Source organism: Nocardia sp. Tas62D01, from assembly GCF_055232035.1.
Map to the genome: position 1 here is coordinate 9,420,034 of NZ_JBUYUZ010000001.1, position 14,095 is coordinate 9,434,128.

Annotated in this window: 13 protein-coding genes; 2 read left to right on the top strand and 11 right to left on the bottom strand. The window is 66.8% G+C overall.

What is annotated here, in order from left to right; all coding sequences use genetic code 11:
* Positions 1–134: 134 nt before the first annotated feature.
* From whiA to ACV7NQ_RS45885, 6 genes are all read right to left on the bottom strand, one after another.
* Positions 135–1,118, bottom strand: coding sequence for a DNA-binding protein WhiA (gene whiA, locus ACV7NQ_RS45860; RefSeq protein ID WP_463365204.1), 984 nt, complete (start codon positions 1,116–1,118; stop codon positions 135–137).
* Positions 1,109–2,155, bottom strand: coding sequence for a gluconeogenesis factor YvcK family protein (locus tag ACV7NQ_RS45865; RefSeq protein ID WP_463365205.1), 1,047 nt, complete (start codon positions 2,153–2,155; stop codon positions 1,109–1,111). The genes whiA and ACV7NQ_RS45865 overlap by 10 nt, the downstream gene beginning before the upstream one ends.
* Positions 2,152–3,144, bottom strand: coding sequence for an RNase adapter RapZ (gene rapZ, locus ACV7NQ_RS45870; RefSeq protein WP_463365206.1), 993 nt, complete (start codon positions 3,142–3,144; stop codon positions 2,152–2,154). The genes ACV7NQ_RS45865 and rapZ overlap by 4 nt, the downstream gene beginning before the upstream one ends.
* Before the next feature lie 137 nt (positions 3,145–3,281).
* Complete coding sequence (gene uvrC, locus ACV7NQ_RS45875; RefSeq protein WP_463365207.1) at positions 3,282–5,408, bottom strand: excinuclease ABC subunit UvrC; 2,127 nt, start codon at positions 5,406–5,408, stop codon at positions 3,282–3,284.
* Between the two features lie 284 nt (positions 5,409–5,692).
* Entirely contained in the window at positions 5,693–6,091 is a 399-nt protein-coding gene (locus tag ACV7NQ_RS45880; protein WP_463365208.1) for a hypothetical protein, read from the bottom strand.
* A gap of 67 nt (positions 6,092–6,158) precedes the next feature.
* Positions 6,159–6,848 (bottom strand): HAD family hydrolase, encoded by a 690-nt coding sequence (locus ACV7NQ_RS45885; RefSeq protein WP_463365209.1) that lies wholly within the window; start codon positions 6,846–6,848, stop codon positions 6,159–6,161.
* Between the two features lie 135 nt (positions 6,849–6,983).
* On the opposite strand from ACV7NQ_RS45885, the gene ACV7NQ_RS45890 reads away from it, so the two are divergent.
* Complete coding sequence (locus ACV7NQ_RS45890; protein ID WP_463365210.1) at positions 6,984–8,882, top strand: gamma-glutamyltransferase family protein; 1,899 nt, start codon at positions 6,984–6,986, stop codon at positions 8,880–8,882.
* 343 nt (positions 8,883–9,225) lie between these two features.
* Here ACV7NQ_RS45890 and ACV7NQ_RS45895 read toward each other — a convergent pair whose 3' ends face one another.
* The 4 genes from ACV7NQ_RS45895 to ACV7NQ_RS45910 all read right to left on the bottom strand — a co-directional run bounded on the left by ACV7NQ_RS45895 (position 9,226) and on the right by ACV7NQ_RS45910 (position 12,301).
* Positions 9,226–9,756, bottom strand: a complete 531-nt coding sequence (locus ACV7NQ_RS45895) for a PH domain-containing protein (RefSeq protein WP_463365211.1) — start codon at positions 9,754–9,756, stop codon at positions 9,226–9,228.
* 4 nt (positions 9,757–9,760) lie between these two features.
* Positions 9,761–10,240: a 6,7-dimethyl-8-ribityllumazine synthase gene (gene ribH / locus ACV7NQ_RS45900; protein WP_463365212.1), complete on the bottom strand. Its 480-nt coding sequence runs from the start codon at positions 10,238–10,240 to the stop codon at positions 9,761–9,763.
* Positions 10,241–10,354: 114 nt separating this feature from the next.
* Entirely contained in the window at positions 10,355–11,599 is a 1,245-nt protein-coding gene (locus ACV7NQ_RS45905; protein WP_463365213.1) for a bifunctional 3,4-dihydroxy-2-butanone-4-phosphate synthase/GTP cyclohydrolase II, read from the bottom strand.
* A 78-nt stretch (positions 11,600–11,677) separates the two neighbouring features.
* The gene (locus ACV7NQ_RS45910) at positions 11,678–12,301 is read right to left on the bottom strand and encodes a riboflavin synthase (RefSeq protein ID WP_463365214.1); all 624 of its coding nucleotides are present in this window, start codon (positions 12,299–12,301) and stop codon (positions 11,678–11,680) included.
* A gap of 661 nt (positions 12,302–12,962) precedes the next feature.
* On the opposite strand from ACV7NQ_RS45910, the gene ACV7NQ_RS45915 reads away from it, so the two are divergent.
* Complete coding sequence (locus tag ACV7NQ_RS45915) at positions 12,963–13,370, top strand: hypothetical protein (RefSeq protein ID WP_463365215.1); 408 nt, start codon at positions 12,963–12,965, stop codon at positions 13,368–13,370.
* Between the two features lie 22 nt (positions 13,371–13,392).
* Here the strand turns inward: ACV7NQ_RS45915 and rpe are convergent, their stop codons facing one another.
* Complete coding sequence (gene rpe, locus ACV7NQ_RS45920) at positions 13,393–14,091, bottom strand: ribulose-phosphate 3-epimerase (protein WP_463366062.1); 699 nt, start codon at positions 14,089–14,091, stop codon at positions 13,393–13,395.
* Positions 14,092–14,095: the final 4 nt, after the last annotated feature.

The window sequence follows — 14,095 nt, forward strand, 5'->3', positions numbered from 1 at the left end:
GACCGTCGATGAGCCGGGCACGGCGGATCGCTTCGCGGAAATCCGCGAATATCCCTGGACGACCACCGACCGCACCAGGAACACACCGCGCGCCAACGCCTTTCGCGAGCCCGGCCCGGTGGCCGGGCCCGCGCTCAGGCGTCGTCGAGCAGTTCGGCGGTCACCGCGGACTCGGTATCGGGTATCCCGAGGTCCTTGGCGCGCCGGTCCGCCATCGACAGCAGCCGTCGAATACGTCCTGCCACAGCATCTTTCGTCATCGGCGGGTCGGCCAGCTGGCCGAGTTCCTCCAGCGACGCCTGCCGGTGCTGCACACGCAGCTTGCCCGCCGCGGCGAGATGGTCCGGCACGTCGTCGCCGAGGATGTCCAGCGCACGTTCCACGCGGGCGGCGGCAGCCACCGCGGCCCGGGCCGAGCGACGCAGGTTCGCGTCGTCGAAGTTCGCCAGCCGGTTCGCGGTGGCGCGCACCTCTCGGCGCATCCGGCGTTCTTCCCAGGTGAGTCTCGTGTCTTGAGCGCCCATCCTGGTCAGCAGTGCGCCGATGGCCTCGCCGTCGCGAACCACCACCCGATCGGTGCCACGCACCTCGCGCGCCTTCGCCGTGATGCCGAGCCGCCGAGCCGCGCCGACCAGCGCGAGCGCCGCCTCGGGACCCGGGCAGCTGACCTCGAGCGCGGAGGAGCGACCGGGTTCGGTCAACGAGCCGTGCGCGAGAAACGCACCGCGCCAAGCGGCTTCGGCGTCGCCGATGGTGCCGCCGACCACCTGGGCCGGTAGTCCGCGCACCGGGCGCCCACGGACATCGAGCAGCCCGGTCTGCCGAGCCAGCGCCTCGCCTTCCTTGGACACCCGCACCACGTAGCGCGAGGTCTTGCGCAGACCGCCCGCGCCGAGCACGTGCACATCGGAGCCGTAGCCGTATAGCTCGAAGATCTCCCGGCGCAGCCTGCGCGCGATGGAACCCAAGTCCACCTCGGCCTCGACGATCACCCGCCCGCCGACGATGTGCAGACCGCCCGCAAACCGCAGCAACGCGGACAGTTCCGCCTTGCGCGAGCTGACTTGCGACACAGTGAGCCTGCTCAGCTCATCCTTCACTTCGGCTGTCATCGCCACGAGACGCGCTCCTTTCCACCCAACCCGGAACGCACATCCTGACCCATGTGCCGTCCCTCGACTCGAAGCCCTGCCATGTGTGGCCGAGGTTCCCGGATCAGCTGATCCAGTGCGGCGGCAAGCTTTCCGGGGTGATGCCGGTCCGTTCCCGCTTCGGCGACATCGGAGAAGGTTACTCGTGCCCGCAATTGTTCGGCAGCCCTGGCCACATGTTCTCTTTCGCGGCCCTCCGGCACCGAGCCGGAATCGACCAGCACCTCGTCGACCACGAATTCCGGTGCGTGCTGGGACAATACATGCAGGTGGCGTTCGGAGGAGAAACCCGCCGTCTCACCCGGCTCGGCGGCGAGGTTGAGCACCAGCACTTTTCTGGCCCTGGTGTACACCAGGGCATCGCATAGTTCGGGCACGAGCACATGCGGAATCACGCTGGTGAACCACGATCCCGGGCCGAGCACGACAACATCCGCATGTTCGATGGCCAAGGTCGCCTCCGGGCTGGCGGGCGGATCGGACGGAATCAGTCGCACCCGCCGCACCTTGCCCGGCGTCGTCGCGATGGCAACCTGTCCGCGAATACAGCGGCTCACCCGTGGATCCGCTTCCAGCCCAGAGACATCCGCCTCGATGTCGAGCGCGATGGGCGACATCGGCAGCACCCGGCCGGTGATCCGCAATATCTTCGCGACTTCGTCGAGCGCGGCGACCGGGTCGCCGAGCACCTCGGTGAGCCCGGCCAGGATGAGGTTTCCGACCGAGTGCCCGGCCAGCGCGCCGGTGCCGCCGAACCGATGCTGCACGGTGCGAGTCAATACGTCTTCACTGTCCGCGGCCAACGCGGCCAGCGCCATCCGTAGATCACCCGGCGGCGGCACCCCGAGTTCGGCGCGCAGCCTGCCGGATGAACCGCCGTCGTCGGCGACGGTAACCACCGCGGTGATCTTCCTGGTCAGCCGTCGTATCGCCGTCAGCGTCGCATAGAGGCCGTGCCCGCCACCCAGCGCAACGATGGCGGGATTCGATTCCCACCCGGTCATTCGCGCCCCAGATCCCGATGCACAATCCGTACGACATCGGCGGGACCGCCGGACGCGCCGGAGTCCGCGCTCATCAATTCGCCCAATGCTTCCGCTATTGCCACGCTGCGGTGCTTGCCGCCGGTGCAGCCCACTGCCACCGTCATGTATCGCTTCCCCTCTTGGCGGTAGCCGTTCGTTGTCAGGTCGACCAGGTGGTGGCAGGTACGCAGGTAATCGTCCGCGCCGGGGCGGGACAGCACGTACTCGCTGACCACGGTCTCCTGTCCCGAATGTTCCCTCAGTTCCGGTATCCAATGTGGATTGGGTAGAAAACGCACATCCAACACCATGTCAGCGTCCAGTGGAACCCCGTACTTGAAGCCGAAGGACTGCACGGTCACCTGCAGCGCGGTGGGCGCACCGCCGCCGTAGGCCTCTTCCATCTTGCGATGCAGCTGGTGGACCGACAGCTCGGTGGTGTCGATGACCAGGTCAGCGGCGGCTTTCACGGTCGAGAGCCGAATCCGCTCGGCGGCGATGCCCGCCGAAAGAGTGCCATCGGTGCTCTCGCTCTGCAGCGGATGGCGGCGCCGGGCGAAGCCGAAGCGGCGGATCAGCACATCGTCGGAGGCTTCGAGGAACAACACCCTGGTCCGCACGCCGCGCGCCCGCAACTGTTCGGTGACGACGGAGAGATCCCCGGTGAAAAATCGGCTGCGCACGTCCATGACCAGGGCCAGACTGCGGATCGGCGGATCGGCGGAGGCGCCGAGTTCGACCATGCGCCCGATCAGTTCGGGCGGCAAATTGTCGGCGACATACCAGCCGAGATCCTCCAGCACCCGCGCCGCGGTGCCGCGACCAGCACCCGAAAGACCGGTCACGATAACTGCCTCGACCTGCGTGAGATTCCCTTCAACCGGTACGCCTTCGGCACCCACGGGGCTGGCCCGCCCACCGGTCGGCCGCGGGCTGCCCGCACTGTTGTTCGATTCGACGCGTGTCATGTCCTACCGGATCTGTGTTTTAGGTGCCTGACGATCATCCCGCACCGGTTCCGGAATCGGGCGCAGACACACAACGTAGGCGACACGGAACTTTCGGGCGCGCGGACGAGCGCAACGAGGATCGTTGCTCTACCTTATTACTCCTCCCGCAGCGCGGCGAGCACCGCCTTGGCCGTCGCCACGCCGATACCGGGAACCTCGGTGATCTGTTCCACCGTCGCCTCCTTCAACTTGGCCACCGAACCGAAGTGGGTAACCAACGCGGTGCGCCGGGCCGCACCGAGGCCGCGCACCGAGTCCAGCGCGGACGCGGTCATCCGGCGCGAGCGCATGCTGCGGTGGAAGGTGATCGCAAACCGGTGCGCCTCGTCACGGACCCGCTGCAGCAGATACAGCGACTCGCTATTGCGCGGCAAGATCACCGGATCGTTCTCCCCCGGTACCCACACCTCCTCCAGGCGCTTGGCCAGGCCGATCACTGCGACATCGGTGATACCCAGCTCGTCGAGCACCTCCGCCGCGGCCGCGACCTGGGGTGCGCCGCCGTCGACCACATAGAGGTTCGGCGGGTACGTGAACTTCCTCGGGCGTCCGGTGCGGGGATCGATGCCCGGCAGCGAGGTGAGTTCGGGCTCGGCATCGTCGGATTCGTGAAGGTCGATCGTCGCTTCGACGTCGACGACCGTGCCTGCCGCGCCGGAGGACACGGCGCCCAGCGTCGCGACATCCAGTTCGGTCCGTTCCGTGACTACCACCTCGCCGCTCTGTGGGCCGTCCAGTTCGCTGCGCTCGGCGGCGTCCCGGTCGCGGCGCAGCCGGAGGAACCTGCGGCGGGTCACCTCGGCGATGCTGCCGACATCGTCCGAGCGGCCGTCGCCCGCCGCCTCCTTGATCGCATAGTGCCGATACTCGGCCTTGCGCGGCAGGCCGTCCTCGAACACCACCAGCGAGGCCACCACATCGGTGCCCTGGACGTGGCTGATGTCCACACATTCGATGCGCAGCGGCGCGCTGTCGAGATCGAGGGCATCCTGAATGTCTTGCAGGGCTTGGGACCTCGACGTCAGATCGCCCGCGCGCTTGAGCTTGTGCTGCGCGAGCGCCTCCATCGCGTTGCGCTGCACGGTCTCGGCCAGCGCCTTCTTGTCCCCACGCTGCGGCACGCGCAGGTGCACGGCAGATCCACGGAGTTTGCTCAGCCACTCCTGGATCTGCTCGGCGTCGGCGGGCAGTTCCGGCACCAGTACCTCACGCGGCACCACCGTCGCGGGCTGCTCGTCCGCGCCCAGTTCGACCTGCGCCACCTGCTCGCCGTAGAACTGGGTGAGGAACTGCTCGACAAGGGCCGCCATTTCGCCGCCCGCTTCCGGGGCGTCGATGGCGTCGCCGGACTTGTCGACCACCCAACCGCGCTGGCCGCGGACCCGGCCGTCACGGACGTGGAAGATCTGCACCGCCGCCTCCAATTCGTCGGTGGCGAAGGCGACTACGTCGGCGTCGGTGCCGGTGCCGAGGACGACGGCCTGCTTCTCCAGGGCTCGCCGCAGCGCTTGGACATCATCGCGCAGTCGGGCGGCGGTCTCGAAGTCCAGGTCTTCGGCGGCGTCGTGCATGCGGCGTTCCAATTGGCGCACCATGCGGTCGGTGCGGCCGGCGAGGAAGTCGCAGAAGTCGTCGACGATGTCGCGGTGCTCCTCGGCGCTCACCCGACCGATGCACGGCGCCGAGCACTTGTCGATGTAGCCGAGCAGGCAGGGGCGCCCGATCTGGTTGTGCCGTTTGAAGACTCCGTTGGAGCAGGTCCGCGCGGGAAAAACCCGAAGCAGCAGGTCGAGCGTCTCGCGGATAGCCCAGGCGTGCGCGTACGGGCCGAAGTACCGTACGCCCTTACGGCGGGCGCCGCGGTAGACGAACAGCCGCGGGTACTCCTCGTTCAGCGTCACCGCCAGCACCGGATACGACTTGTCGTCGCGGTAGCGGACGTTGAAGCGCGGATCGAATTCCTTGATCCAGTTGTATTCCAGCTGCAGCGCCTCGACCTCGGTGGACACGACCGTCCACTCCACGCTCGCGGCGGTGGTGACCATTTGCCTGGTCCGCGGATGCAGCGAGGCGACATCGGCGAAGTACGAGTTCAGCCTGCTGCGGAGGCTCTTGGCCTTACCGACGTAGATGACCCGCCCGTAGGAGTCCCGGAACTTGTACACACCGGGTTCGACGGGAATTGTGCCGGGCGCGGGCCGGTACGTCGCTGGATCTGCCACCCATCAAGCCTATCGAGCGGGTCCGACAGCCGATTCGCCGCCAACGACCAGCGTGCGCCCGACCGCCGGGCGCGGCCCACTCAGGACGCGCGGCGGAGGAACCAGCCCGTGCACGCGGGCCGGAACAGCAGTGCGACGATGACGCCAGCGCCCGCGATCACGGCAAGCACCGGAATATAACCCACGATACAATTCACACGCCACAACAGATCCCGGCGACGTTGTTCCGAACCGATGGGCGGATTCGAAATCGCCTGCGGGTCAAAGCATCCGATGGGCTGGATTCATGAATGACCACCGAACCACACTCGGGACTCGGCGCGGCTCAGCAGGTACACGATGGCAATCGCGATACCCAGCGAATACACGGAGGGCACGAGTCCCAGCAGCGGTGGAATGGCGTCGGCATGCACGACGAACCCAACGACTGCCTGTAGCGACGCCAATGCGGCAGCAACCCGGCGGACACCGTCCCCGCCTCCGGCGAATGCGAAAACCGTTGCCCCCAGTATCCAGCTCACAAAGAATCGAGCCATCGCACCTTCGGCCGCCACGCCACCGAGGGTCAGCCCCAGGACCACCGGGTAAGCGACACCGAATCCCGCCAGACCCCAGGCAGCCTGCCTGGCCTCCCGAACCGGTTCGGGCATTCCGCGTCGTGCCATCACATCCACCGCGCTCACGGCACTCCCCATTCGACGATCGAGCTCGTGTCACACCTCAGGAGCCACGCAGGCTTACGCTCCTACGCTATTCGACAAGCCCGTGCTGCCGCAGCGCGTCGAGCAGCCCGGTAGGACGCTCCGGTGTCGGCAGGGGGTCCACGAGCGCGAAGCGGCAGCCAAGGGTGGTCGCCCCGCCGTCCGCCTCAGGGCTGTCGCCAACCATCAGTGCCGCCTCCGGCGCGACATCGAGCTTCTCCAGCACGCCCTCGAAAATCGCCGGGTCCGGCTTGATCGCACCCACTTCGAAGGACAGCGCGTACGCCTGAATCAGCGGATCCCAGCCACGCGCTACAAAAGCAGGACGAAGATCGAACGCGATATTGCTCACGACACCGACAGAAACATCCTGTGCTGCAAGTAGATTCAGCACAGCTCCGCAATCCGGATAGGGCGTCCACGACATCGGGTCGACGAGCCTGCCGTATAACTGCTCCGCCTGCTCCACCGTCGGCACCCCGGACCGTCGCAGCACCTCGAGATACGCCTTCCGATGCAGCGCCGGATCCAGATCCCTTTGCTCCCAAGCGATCTGACCATCCGCGTCGAACTCGACCAGCTGCCCGACCGGCTGGGTCATCCGCCGCATGATCTCGGCCTTCTCGTGTACGTCGAATGCTCTGCCGTCGAACCCCGTCAGCGCATCCGCCCACGATTCGTCGTCCTCCAGCCGAAACAGCGTCCCGGAAAAGTCGAAGAGCACCGCTGCTACCGTCACCGAGCCAGCCTACCTACCGCCACTCCCTTCCCGATGCTGGGAAAACAGCGCGGCGCTCGACCCGGGGCGAGATACAGTCCGTGAATGCGCGTGCGACACATCTGGACTGGGGCCACTGCGGCGATGGTCCTCACGATGGGACTAGTGACCGGCTGCTCGTCCAATAGCGACAAGACAGCCGAGTGCGTGAGCGCGCCGAACGGGACCCCGGTCACCGCCGCGCCAGGTACCGCGGGCGGCGGCACAGCGACCTCGCAGAACATCAGTACCAATCCCGAGATCGCCTCCGGATATCGCAGCAATATGACCGCGGTGCGCACCAACTCCTACGCCGTGTCCACGGCCAATCCCCTGGCGACCGAGGCCGCGTGCCGGGTGCTGCGGGATGGCGGCACCGCGGCCGACGCACTGATCACCGCGCAGACGGTGCTCGGCCTGGTGGAACCGCAGGCGTCCGGGCTCGGCGGCGGCTCGTTCATGCTCTATTACGACGCAACGGGCAAGACCGTGGACGCCTATGACGGGCGCGAGATCGCACCGGCGGCGGCCACCGAGAACTATCTGCGCTGGGTCAGCGACACCGACCAGACGGCGCCGAAGCCGAACGCGCGCGCCAGCGGCCGGTCCATCGGAGTCCCCGGTGCGCTGCGGATGCTGGAACTCGCGCACCATGAGCACGGCAAGGCGGGTTGGCGGCAGCTGTTCGATCCGGCCATCTCACTGGCCGACCAGGGCTTTTCCATCAGCCCCCGGCTGGCGGGCCAGATCGCCGATTCGGCGAAGGATCTTGCCGTCGACGATGCGGCAAAGGCGTATTTCCTGAACCCCGACGGCACCGCGAAACTCGCGGGCACCAAGCTGGCCAATCCGGCGATGTCGAAGACATTGAGCGCCATCGCGTCCGACGGCGCCGACGCCTTCTACACCGGCGCCATCGCCCGCGATTTCGTCGACGCCGCGACCTCGGCGTCCGGCGGGCGCACCCCGAGCCTGATCACCACGGCCGACCTCGCCGGATATCAAGCCAAGAAGCGGACCGCACTGTGCACCGGCTACCGCACCCACGAGATCTGCGGGATGCCGAACCCGTCCTCCGGCGGCATCACCGTCGCCGCCACCCTCGGCATCCTGGAGAACTTCGACCTCGCTTCGCTGCGACCGGACAATATCGACCGCAATGGCGGTAAGCCGAAGGCCGAGGCGGTGCATCTCATCTCCGAGGCCGAGCGGCTCGCTTACGCCGACCGCAACAAGTACGTGGCGGATACGGATTTCATTCCGCTGCCTGGTAATTCACCGCAGACGCTGCTGAACAAGGATTACCTGAAGCAGCGTTCCGCGCTGATCGATCCCGGCCACAGCATGGGCACCGCGCAGCCCGGCGATCTCGGCCCGGTCCCGGTCGGGGTCGGCCCGCAGCCGCCCGAGCACGGCACCAGCCACATTTCGGTGGTCGACAAGTACGGCGACGCCGCATCGATGACCACGACCGTGGAATCCGCGTTCGGCTCGTTCCACCTTGTCGATGGATTCGTGATGAACAACCAGCTCACCGACTTCTCCGCCGATCCGCTCGGCATCGACGGCGCCCCCGTCGCCAATCGCGTCCAGCCGGGCAAGCGCCCGCGCAGCTCGATGAGCCCAACCCTGGTGTTCGACCGCGCCGCCGACGGCTCGCGCGGCGACCTCACCCAGGTGGTCGGCTCCCCCGGCGGCTCGGTGATCATCCAGTTCGTCGCGAAATCCCTTATCGGCGTGCTGGATTGGGGGCTCGACCCGCAGCAGGCGGTATCGTCCGTCGACTTCGGCGCAGCCAACACCCCGGAAACCGGCATCGGCGGCGAGCACCCGGCCATCAACGCCACCGACAACGGTGACCACGATCCTCTGGTGCTGCGGCTGCGCGAACTCGGCCATAAGGTCTCGGTGGCGCCCCAGTCCAGCGGCCTCAGCGCACTGCAGCGCGACGGCAGCGGCTGGATCGGTGGCGCGGACCCACGCCGCGAAGGCGCTGTCCTCGGCGACACCCACTGACCAACCAGAGTTCCTGGTCGAACACGGAGATCAGGTCCCATACATCGCGCAATCCAGCGGCAGCAGCGCATGGCAACGCGACCGAACAAATGTCCGGACCGCTAGCGCCGCGAAAACACACGGGTTCACCGCGACTCGGGACATCTCTCGCCGGCCCGCCGCGACCACGTCTGACGCGGATGTCAGAGGCACACGATTGAGGGAGCCTCTCGCAGTTCGCCGCAACGATGTGTCACTCGTGGCAGTCAGTGATCGGTGTTCGGCCGAAATCGTAAGAGCATGGTGTCGCGAACTCGAATTGCGTGAGGGGTATGCGAGTCGGACGCCGCTCGGTGGCGGAGCGTTATTCGTCGGTGCCCGCGGTGTATTTCGTGCCGAGTTCGCGGAGTTGGTCGAGGGCGCGGGCGGCGTGTTCTTTGTCGTTCGAGCGGATGGCCAACAGCGGGACGTAGTCGTCGTTCACCAATTCGAGACGGGCCCAAGACTTTCGGTCCGCGAACGTTACGCCGCGAATGTATTCCCAGGCGAACTCGTTGTCGCCGAGGATGTTTCGGACCGATACGCCGCGTGCGCCCGCGCGGAGGCGGGGCCTGGTCAGCAGCAGCACCGCGGCGGCGCCGAGCAGGCCGATGCCCATCATCGCCAGCTGGTCGGCGAGCCGGAAGTTCACGCCGGTTGAGCCAGTGCGCAGCCAGATGCCGCCGGCGATGAAGAAGGCGGCCAGCAGCACCGCGACGATCCAGGCCGTCCGTACCGCCCGACGCGGGCGTACCTCCAGCTCCCATTCAGGTGCATCACCCTGTCCCGCACCCGATTCGGCCTGCGGGCCTGTCCCGTTGTCGGGGGTCCTTCGCCAGATCCGGATGACTGGCATCGGCTTACGCTGACTGCCGCAGGGCGCGCAACGTCAGCGCGGCGTCGAGCGCCGCGGCGGCTGCCTGCTCACCCTTGTTCTCGGCCGACCCGGGCAGCCCGGCCCTATCCAGGGCCTGCTCCTCGTTATTGGTGGTCAGCACGCCGTTCGCGACCGGCGTGCCCGCGTCCAGCGAGACCCGAGTCAGCCCGGCGGTCACCGCGTCGCAGACGTATTCGAAATGCGGTGTGCCACCGCGAATCACCACACCGAGCGCAACCACCGCGTCGTGCGAGCGGGCTAGTTCCTGAGCAACCACCGGCAGCTCCATCGCGCCCGCGCAACGAACCACCGTCACGTGCGCGACGCCGGCTTCCTTGGCGACCCGCTCCGCGTTCGCGACGAGCGTGTCGCAGATCTGGGTATGCCAGCGCGACGCGACGATACCGAGCTTCACCTCCTTGGCATCCTCGAGTGCGAATGTCGGTACGCCGGTACCGCTCATGCCCGCGCCTCGCGGGCGCTCGGCTCCGGCATGCGCTGTACGCGCTGTGACATGACTGGCTCGCTGAGCTCGCTCATCGAAGGCCGCCTTTCCGGATCTCTTCGAGAATGTGAATTACTGTGCCGTCTCGCCCAGGTCGAGCTCGTCGAGCCCGATCAGGTCGTGGCCCATCCGGTCCCGCTTGGTCCGCAGGTACCGCAGGTTTTCCGCATTGGCGCGCAGCGGCATAGGGACCCGCTCGGTGATCTTGAGGCCGTAGCCGTCCAGGCCGACGCGCTTGGCCGGGTTGTTGCTGAGCAGCCGCATCGATCGGATGCCGAGGTCGACCAGGATCTGCGCACCGGTGCCGTAATCGCGGGCGTCCGCGGGCAAGCCGAGTTCCAGATTCGCGTCGACGGTGTCGCGGCCGGAGTCCTGCAGCTGGTATGCCTGCAGCTTGTGCATCAGGCCGATGCCGCGGCCCTCGTGCCCACGCATGTACAGCACCACCCCGCGGCGCTCCTGGGCCACCATCTCCAGAGCGGCGTCCAGCTGCGGACCGCAATCGCAGCGCAGCGAGCCGAACACGTCACCGGTGAGGCATTCCGAATGGACTCGCACCAGCACGTCTTCGCCGTCGGTGATGTCGCCGCGCACCAGCGCGACGTGCTCAACCTCGTCGTAGATACTCTGGTAGCCGACGGCCTTGAATTCGCCGTGTGCCGTGGGGATCCGCGCCTCGGCGACCCGCACCACGTGTTTTTCGTGCTTGCGCCGCCAGGCGATCATGTCGGCGATCGAGATCAGCGCCAGATTGTGCTCGTCGGCGAAGACACGCAGTTCCTCGGTCCGGGCCATGTGGCCCTCGTCCTTCTGGCTGACGATCTCGCAGATGACACCGGCCGGGCGCAGGCCCGCCATCCGGGACAGGTCCACCGCGGCCTCGGTGTGGCCGGGTCGACGCAGCACGCCACCGTCCTTGGCGCGCAACGGCACCACGTGACCGGGCCGGGTGAAGTCGTCGGCCTTCGCGTTGGCGTCGGACAGCAGCCGCATGGTGGTGGCGCGATCGGCGCCCGAAATACCGGTCGTGATGCCTTCGCGGGCGTCGACCGAGACGGTATAGGCGGTTCCGTGCTTGTCCTGGTTCAGCGCGTACATCGGCGGCAGCCCGAGCCGGTCGCAGTCGTCGCCCGTCAGCGGCACGCAGATGTAACCCGAGGTGTAGCGAATCATGAAAGCCACCAACTCGGGGGTAGCCTTTTCCGCCGCGAAGATGAGGTCGCCCTCGTTCTCACGGTCCTCGTCGTCGACGACGACAACCGCCTTACCGGCGGCGATATCGGCGACTGCGCGCTCGATGGTGTCGAACCTGGTCACGTCTGCTGTGCTCCATCTCGAAATAGGTGCCGTAATAAACAGTACGGCGTCGGCCGCGGGCCTCGGCCGCCCGGCCTGTCAGCCGCGCTGTTGGAGGCGTTCGACGTACTTGGCGATGATGTCCACTTCCAGATTCACCGTCGTAGCGACCGTGGCGAATCCGAGGTTCGTCATCGCGAGGGTGGTCGGGATCAGCGAGACCTCGAACCAATCCCTGCTTTCCGCTGCCACGGGTCCGTCGGACACCCCGAGGCCGGAGACGGTAAGCGAGATGCCGTCGACGGTGATCGAGCCCTTCTCCACCACATAGCGGGCAATCGAGTCGGGCAGCGAGATCCGCACCACCTCCCAGTTTTCGGACGGGGTACGGGAGAGCACCGTGCCCGTGCCGTCGACATGCCCCTGCACGAGGTGTCCGCCGAGCCTGCTGTTCAACGCCGCGGCGCGCTCCAGGTTGACCTTGGCGCCGGTGTCGAGTTTGCCGATGCTGGAACGGTTTAGCGTTTCGGCCATCACGTCGACGGTGAAGGAGTCGCCGCCGACCACCTCGACCACGGTCAGGCACACACCGTTCACTGCGATCGAGTCACCGTGCCCGGCATCGGAGGTGACCAGCTTGCCCTTGATCGTCAGCCGGGCGGCGTCGGCCAATTGCTGGGTGGCGACGATCTCGCCAAGCTCCTCGACGATGCCTGTGAACATGCGTTGACTCCCTGTCGCGTCGTTTCTACGGATTGCGGAACAGCTCCGAGCCATGTCGCTATTCCCGTCGTGGTGCCCTCCCAGCCTAACGACGCCCGGTCGTAGACAACACCGCGGTTCCGCCCAGCGACCGGTCGAAACCGCGACTCGGCGACAGCAGTTGGAACCAGACCGCATGCCAGGTCGGACCGCCTCGAACATAGCGCGCATTATATTGGCGCATCGAACTACGTACGAACATGCGGAATTATCGCCGTTTACCTATCGCGATAATTGTTCGATCGGTATCTACGGAACCACGCGGATGAAATTTATCCGGTATCCCTGGTGTCGAATTCTGCTGGATACCCACTCGAAACACGCTTACACCGCGAGCTTGCGCCGGAGCAAAATTGGATGCAACATTGTTATGTAGCTGGTTTCTACCGTTCAACTTCGACCCGGGCGTTTCAGTGCGGAGCCGTTCGACCCGAGGTCGCTTGCGACCTCAGGGAGTTCGATCCAGGGAAATCCACCACTCGAGGAAGAAGAACAGCACCGTGGGTCCAGTAGGCAGCACAGTGGGTCAATTCGAGTTCGACACAATTGGGGGTGTTGCGTGACCACTCTTCTCGATTCGACGCTGGAAGTCCGCTGCGTGCAGTACCGGAGCGAATTTCATATGCCGGCCTCAATCGACCCCACGTCGCGCCGCATTCTGCTTCACATAGGCACCCATTACGGTGCCATCACCATGCCCGCCGATCTCGGCGAGCGGGTACAGCAAAAGCTCGCCCAGGCGCAGATCGCCGCGCCGGTCGTGCATCATCCGCGCGCCAGGCGCTGGACGTTCATCACCGGCCCCGCTCGGCCGGACACGCTCAGCACCGCCGTGTCCGCCGAACTGTTCCGTCTCTACGCCACCGTCGCGTGCACCGGCAGCCAGGTCGTGCTGCCCTCGCCGGACGACGAGCGCACCGGCTACCGGATATGGATCCAGCCGCCGGAGAACGCCACGACGCCGCCGCCGCTGAGTGCGGTCGTCGAAGCGACCCGCGCCCTCGGCGCGGTGAAAGTTCGCGCCCTGTAGGGAAATTCGGCCACCCGGACGTTCACGACACGTCCGAACGCGGAGCGTCGGACACTGCGCGGGATCTGGCGAAGCGCAGTGCGGCGGCCCGCTGCCGCAGCGCTTCGACGGTGGCACCGGGGTCGGCCGTGTTGTACACCGCGGATCCGGCGACGAAACAGTCGATGCCCGCCTCCGCGGCCGCTTCGATGGTGTCGTTGTTGATGCCGCCGTCGATCTCCACGATCAACCGCAGCTCACCCGCGTCGACCAGCCTGCGCACGATGCGTGCCTTCTCCAGCACGTGCGCGATGAAGGACTGGCCGCCGAAGCCGGGTTCCACGCTCATCACGAGCATGGTGTCGAACTCGCGCAGGATCTCCAGGTAGGGCTCGATCGGGGTGTTCGGCTTCACCGAGAGCCCGGCCTTGGCGCCAGCCGCGCGGATGTCGCGAGCCACCGCGATCGGATCGTCGGTCGCCTCGGCGTGGAAGGTGACGTTGTGCGCACCCGCCTCGGCGTAGGGCGGCGCCCAGCGGCCCGGGTCATCGATCATGAGGTGGCAGTCGAGCGGAATGTCGGTCGCCTTCAGCAGGCTCTGCACCACGGGAAGCCCGAACGTCAGGTTCGGCACGAAGTGTGCGTCCATCACGTCGACGTGCAACCAGTCGGCGCCCTCCACGGCCTTTGCCTCGTCCGCGAGGTGCGCGAAGTCGGCGGAGAGAATGGATGGGGCGATCATCGGC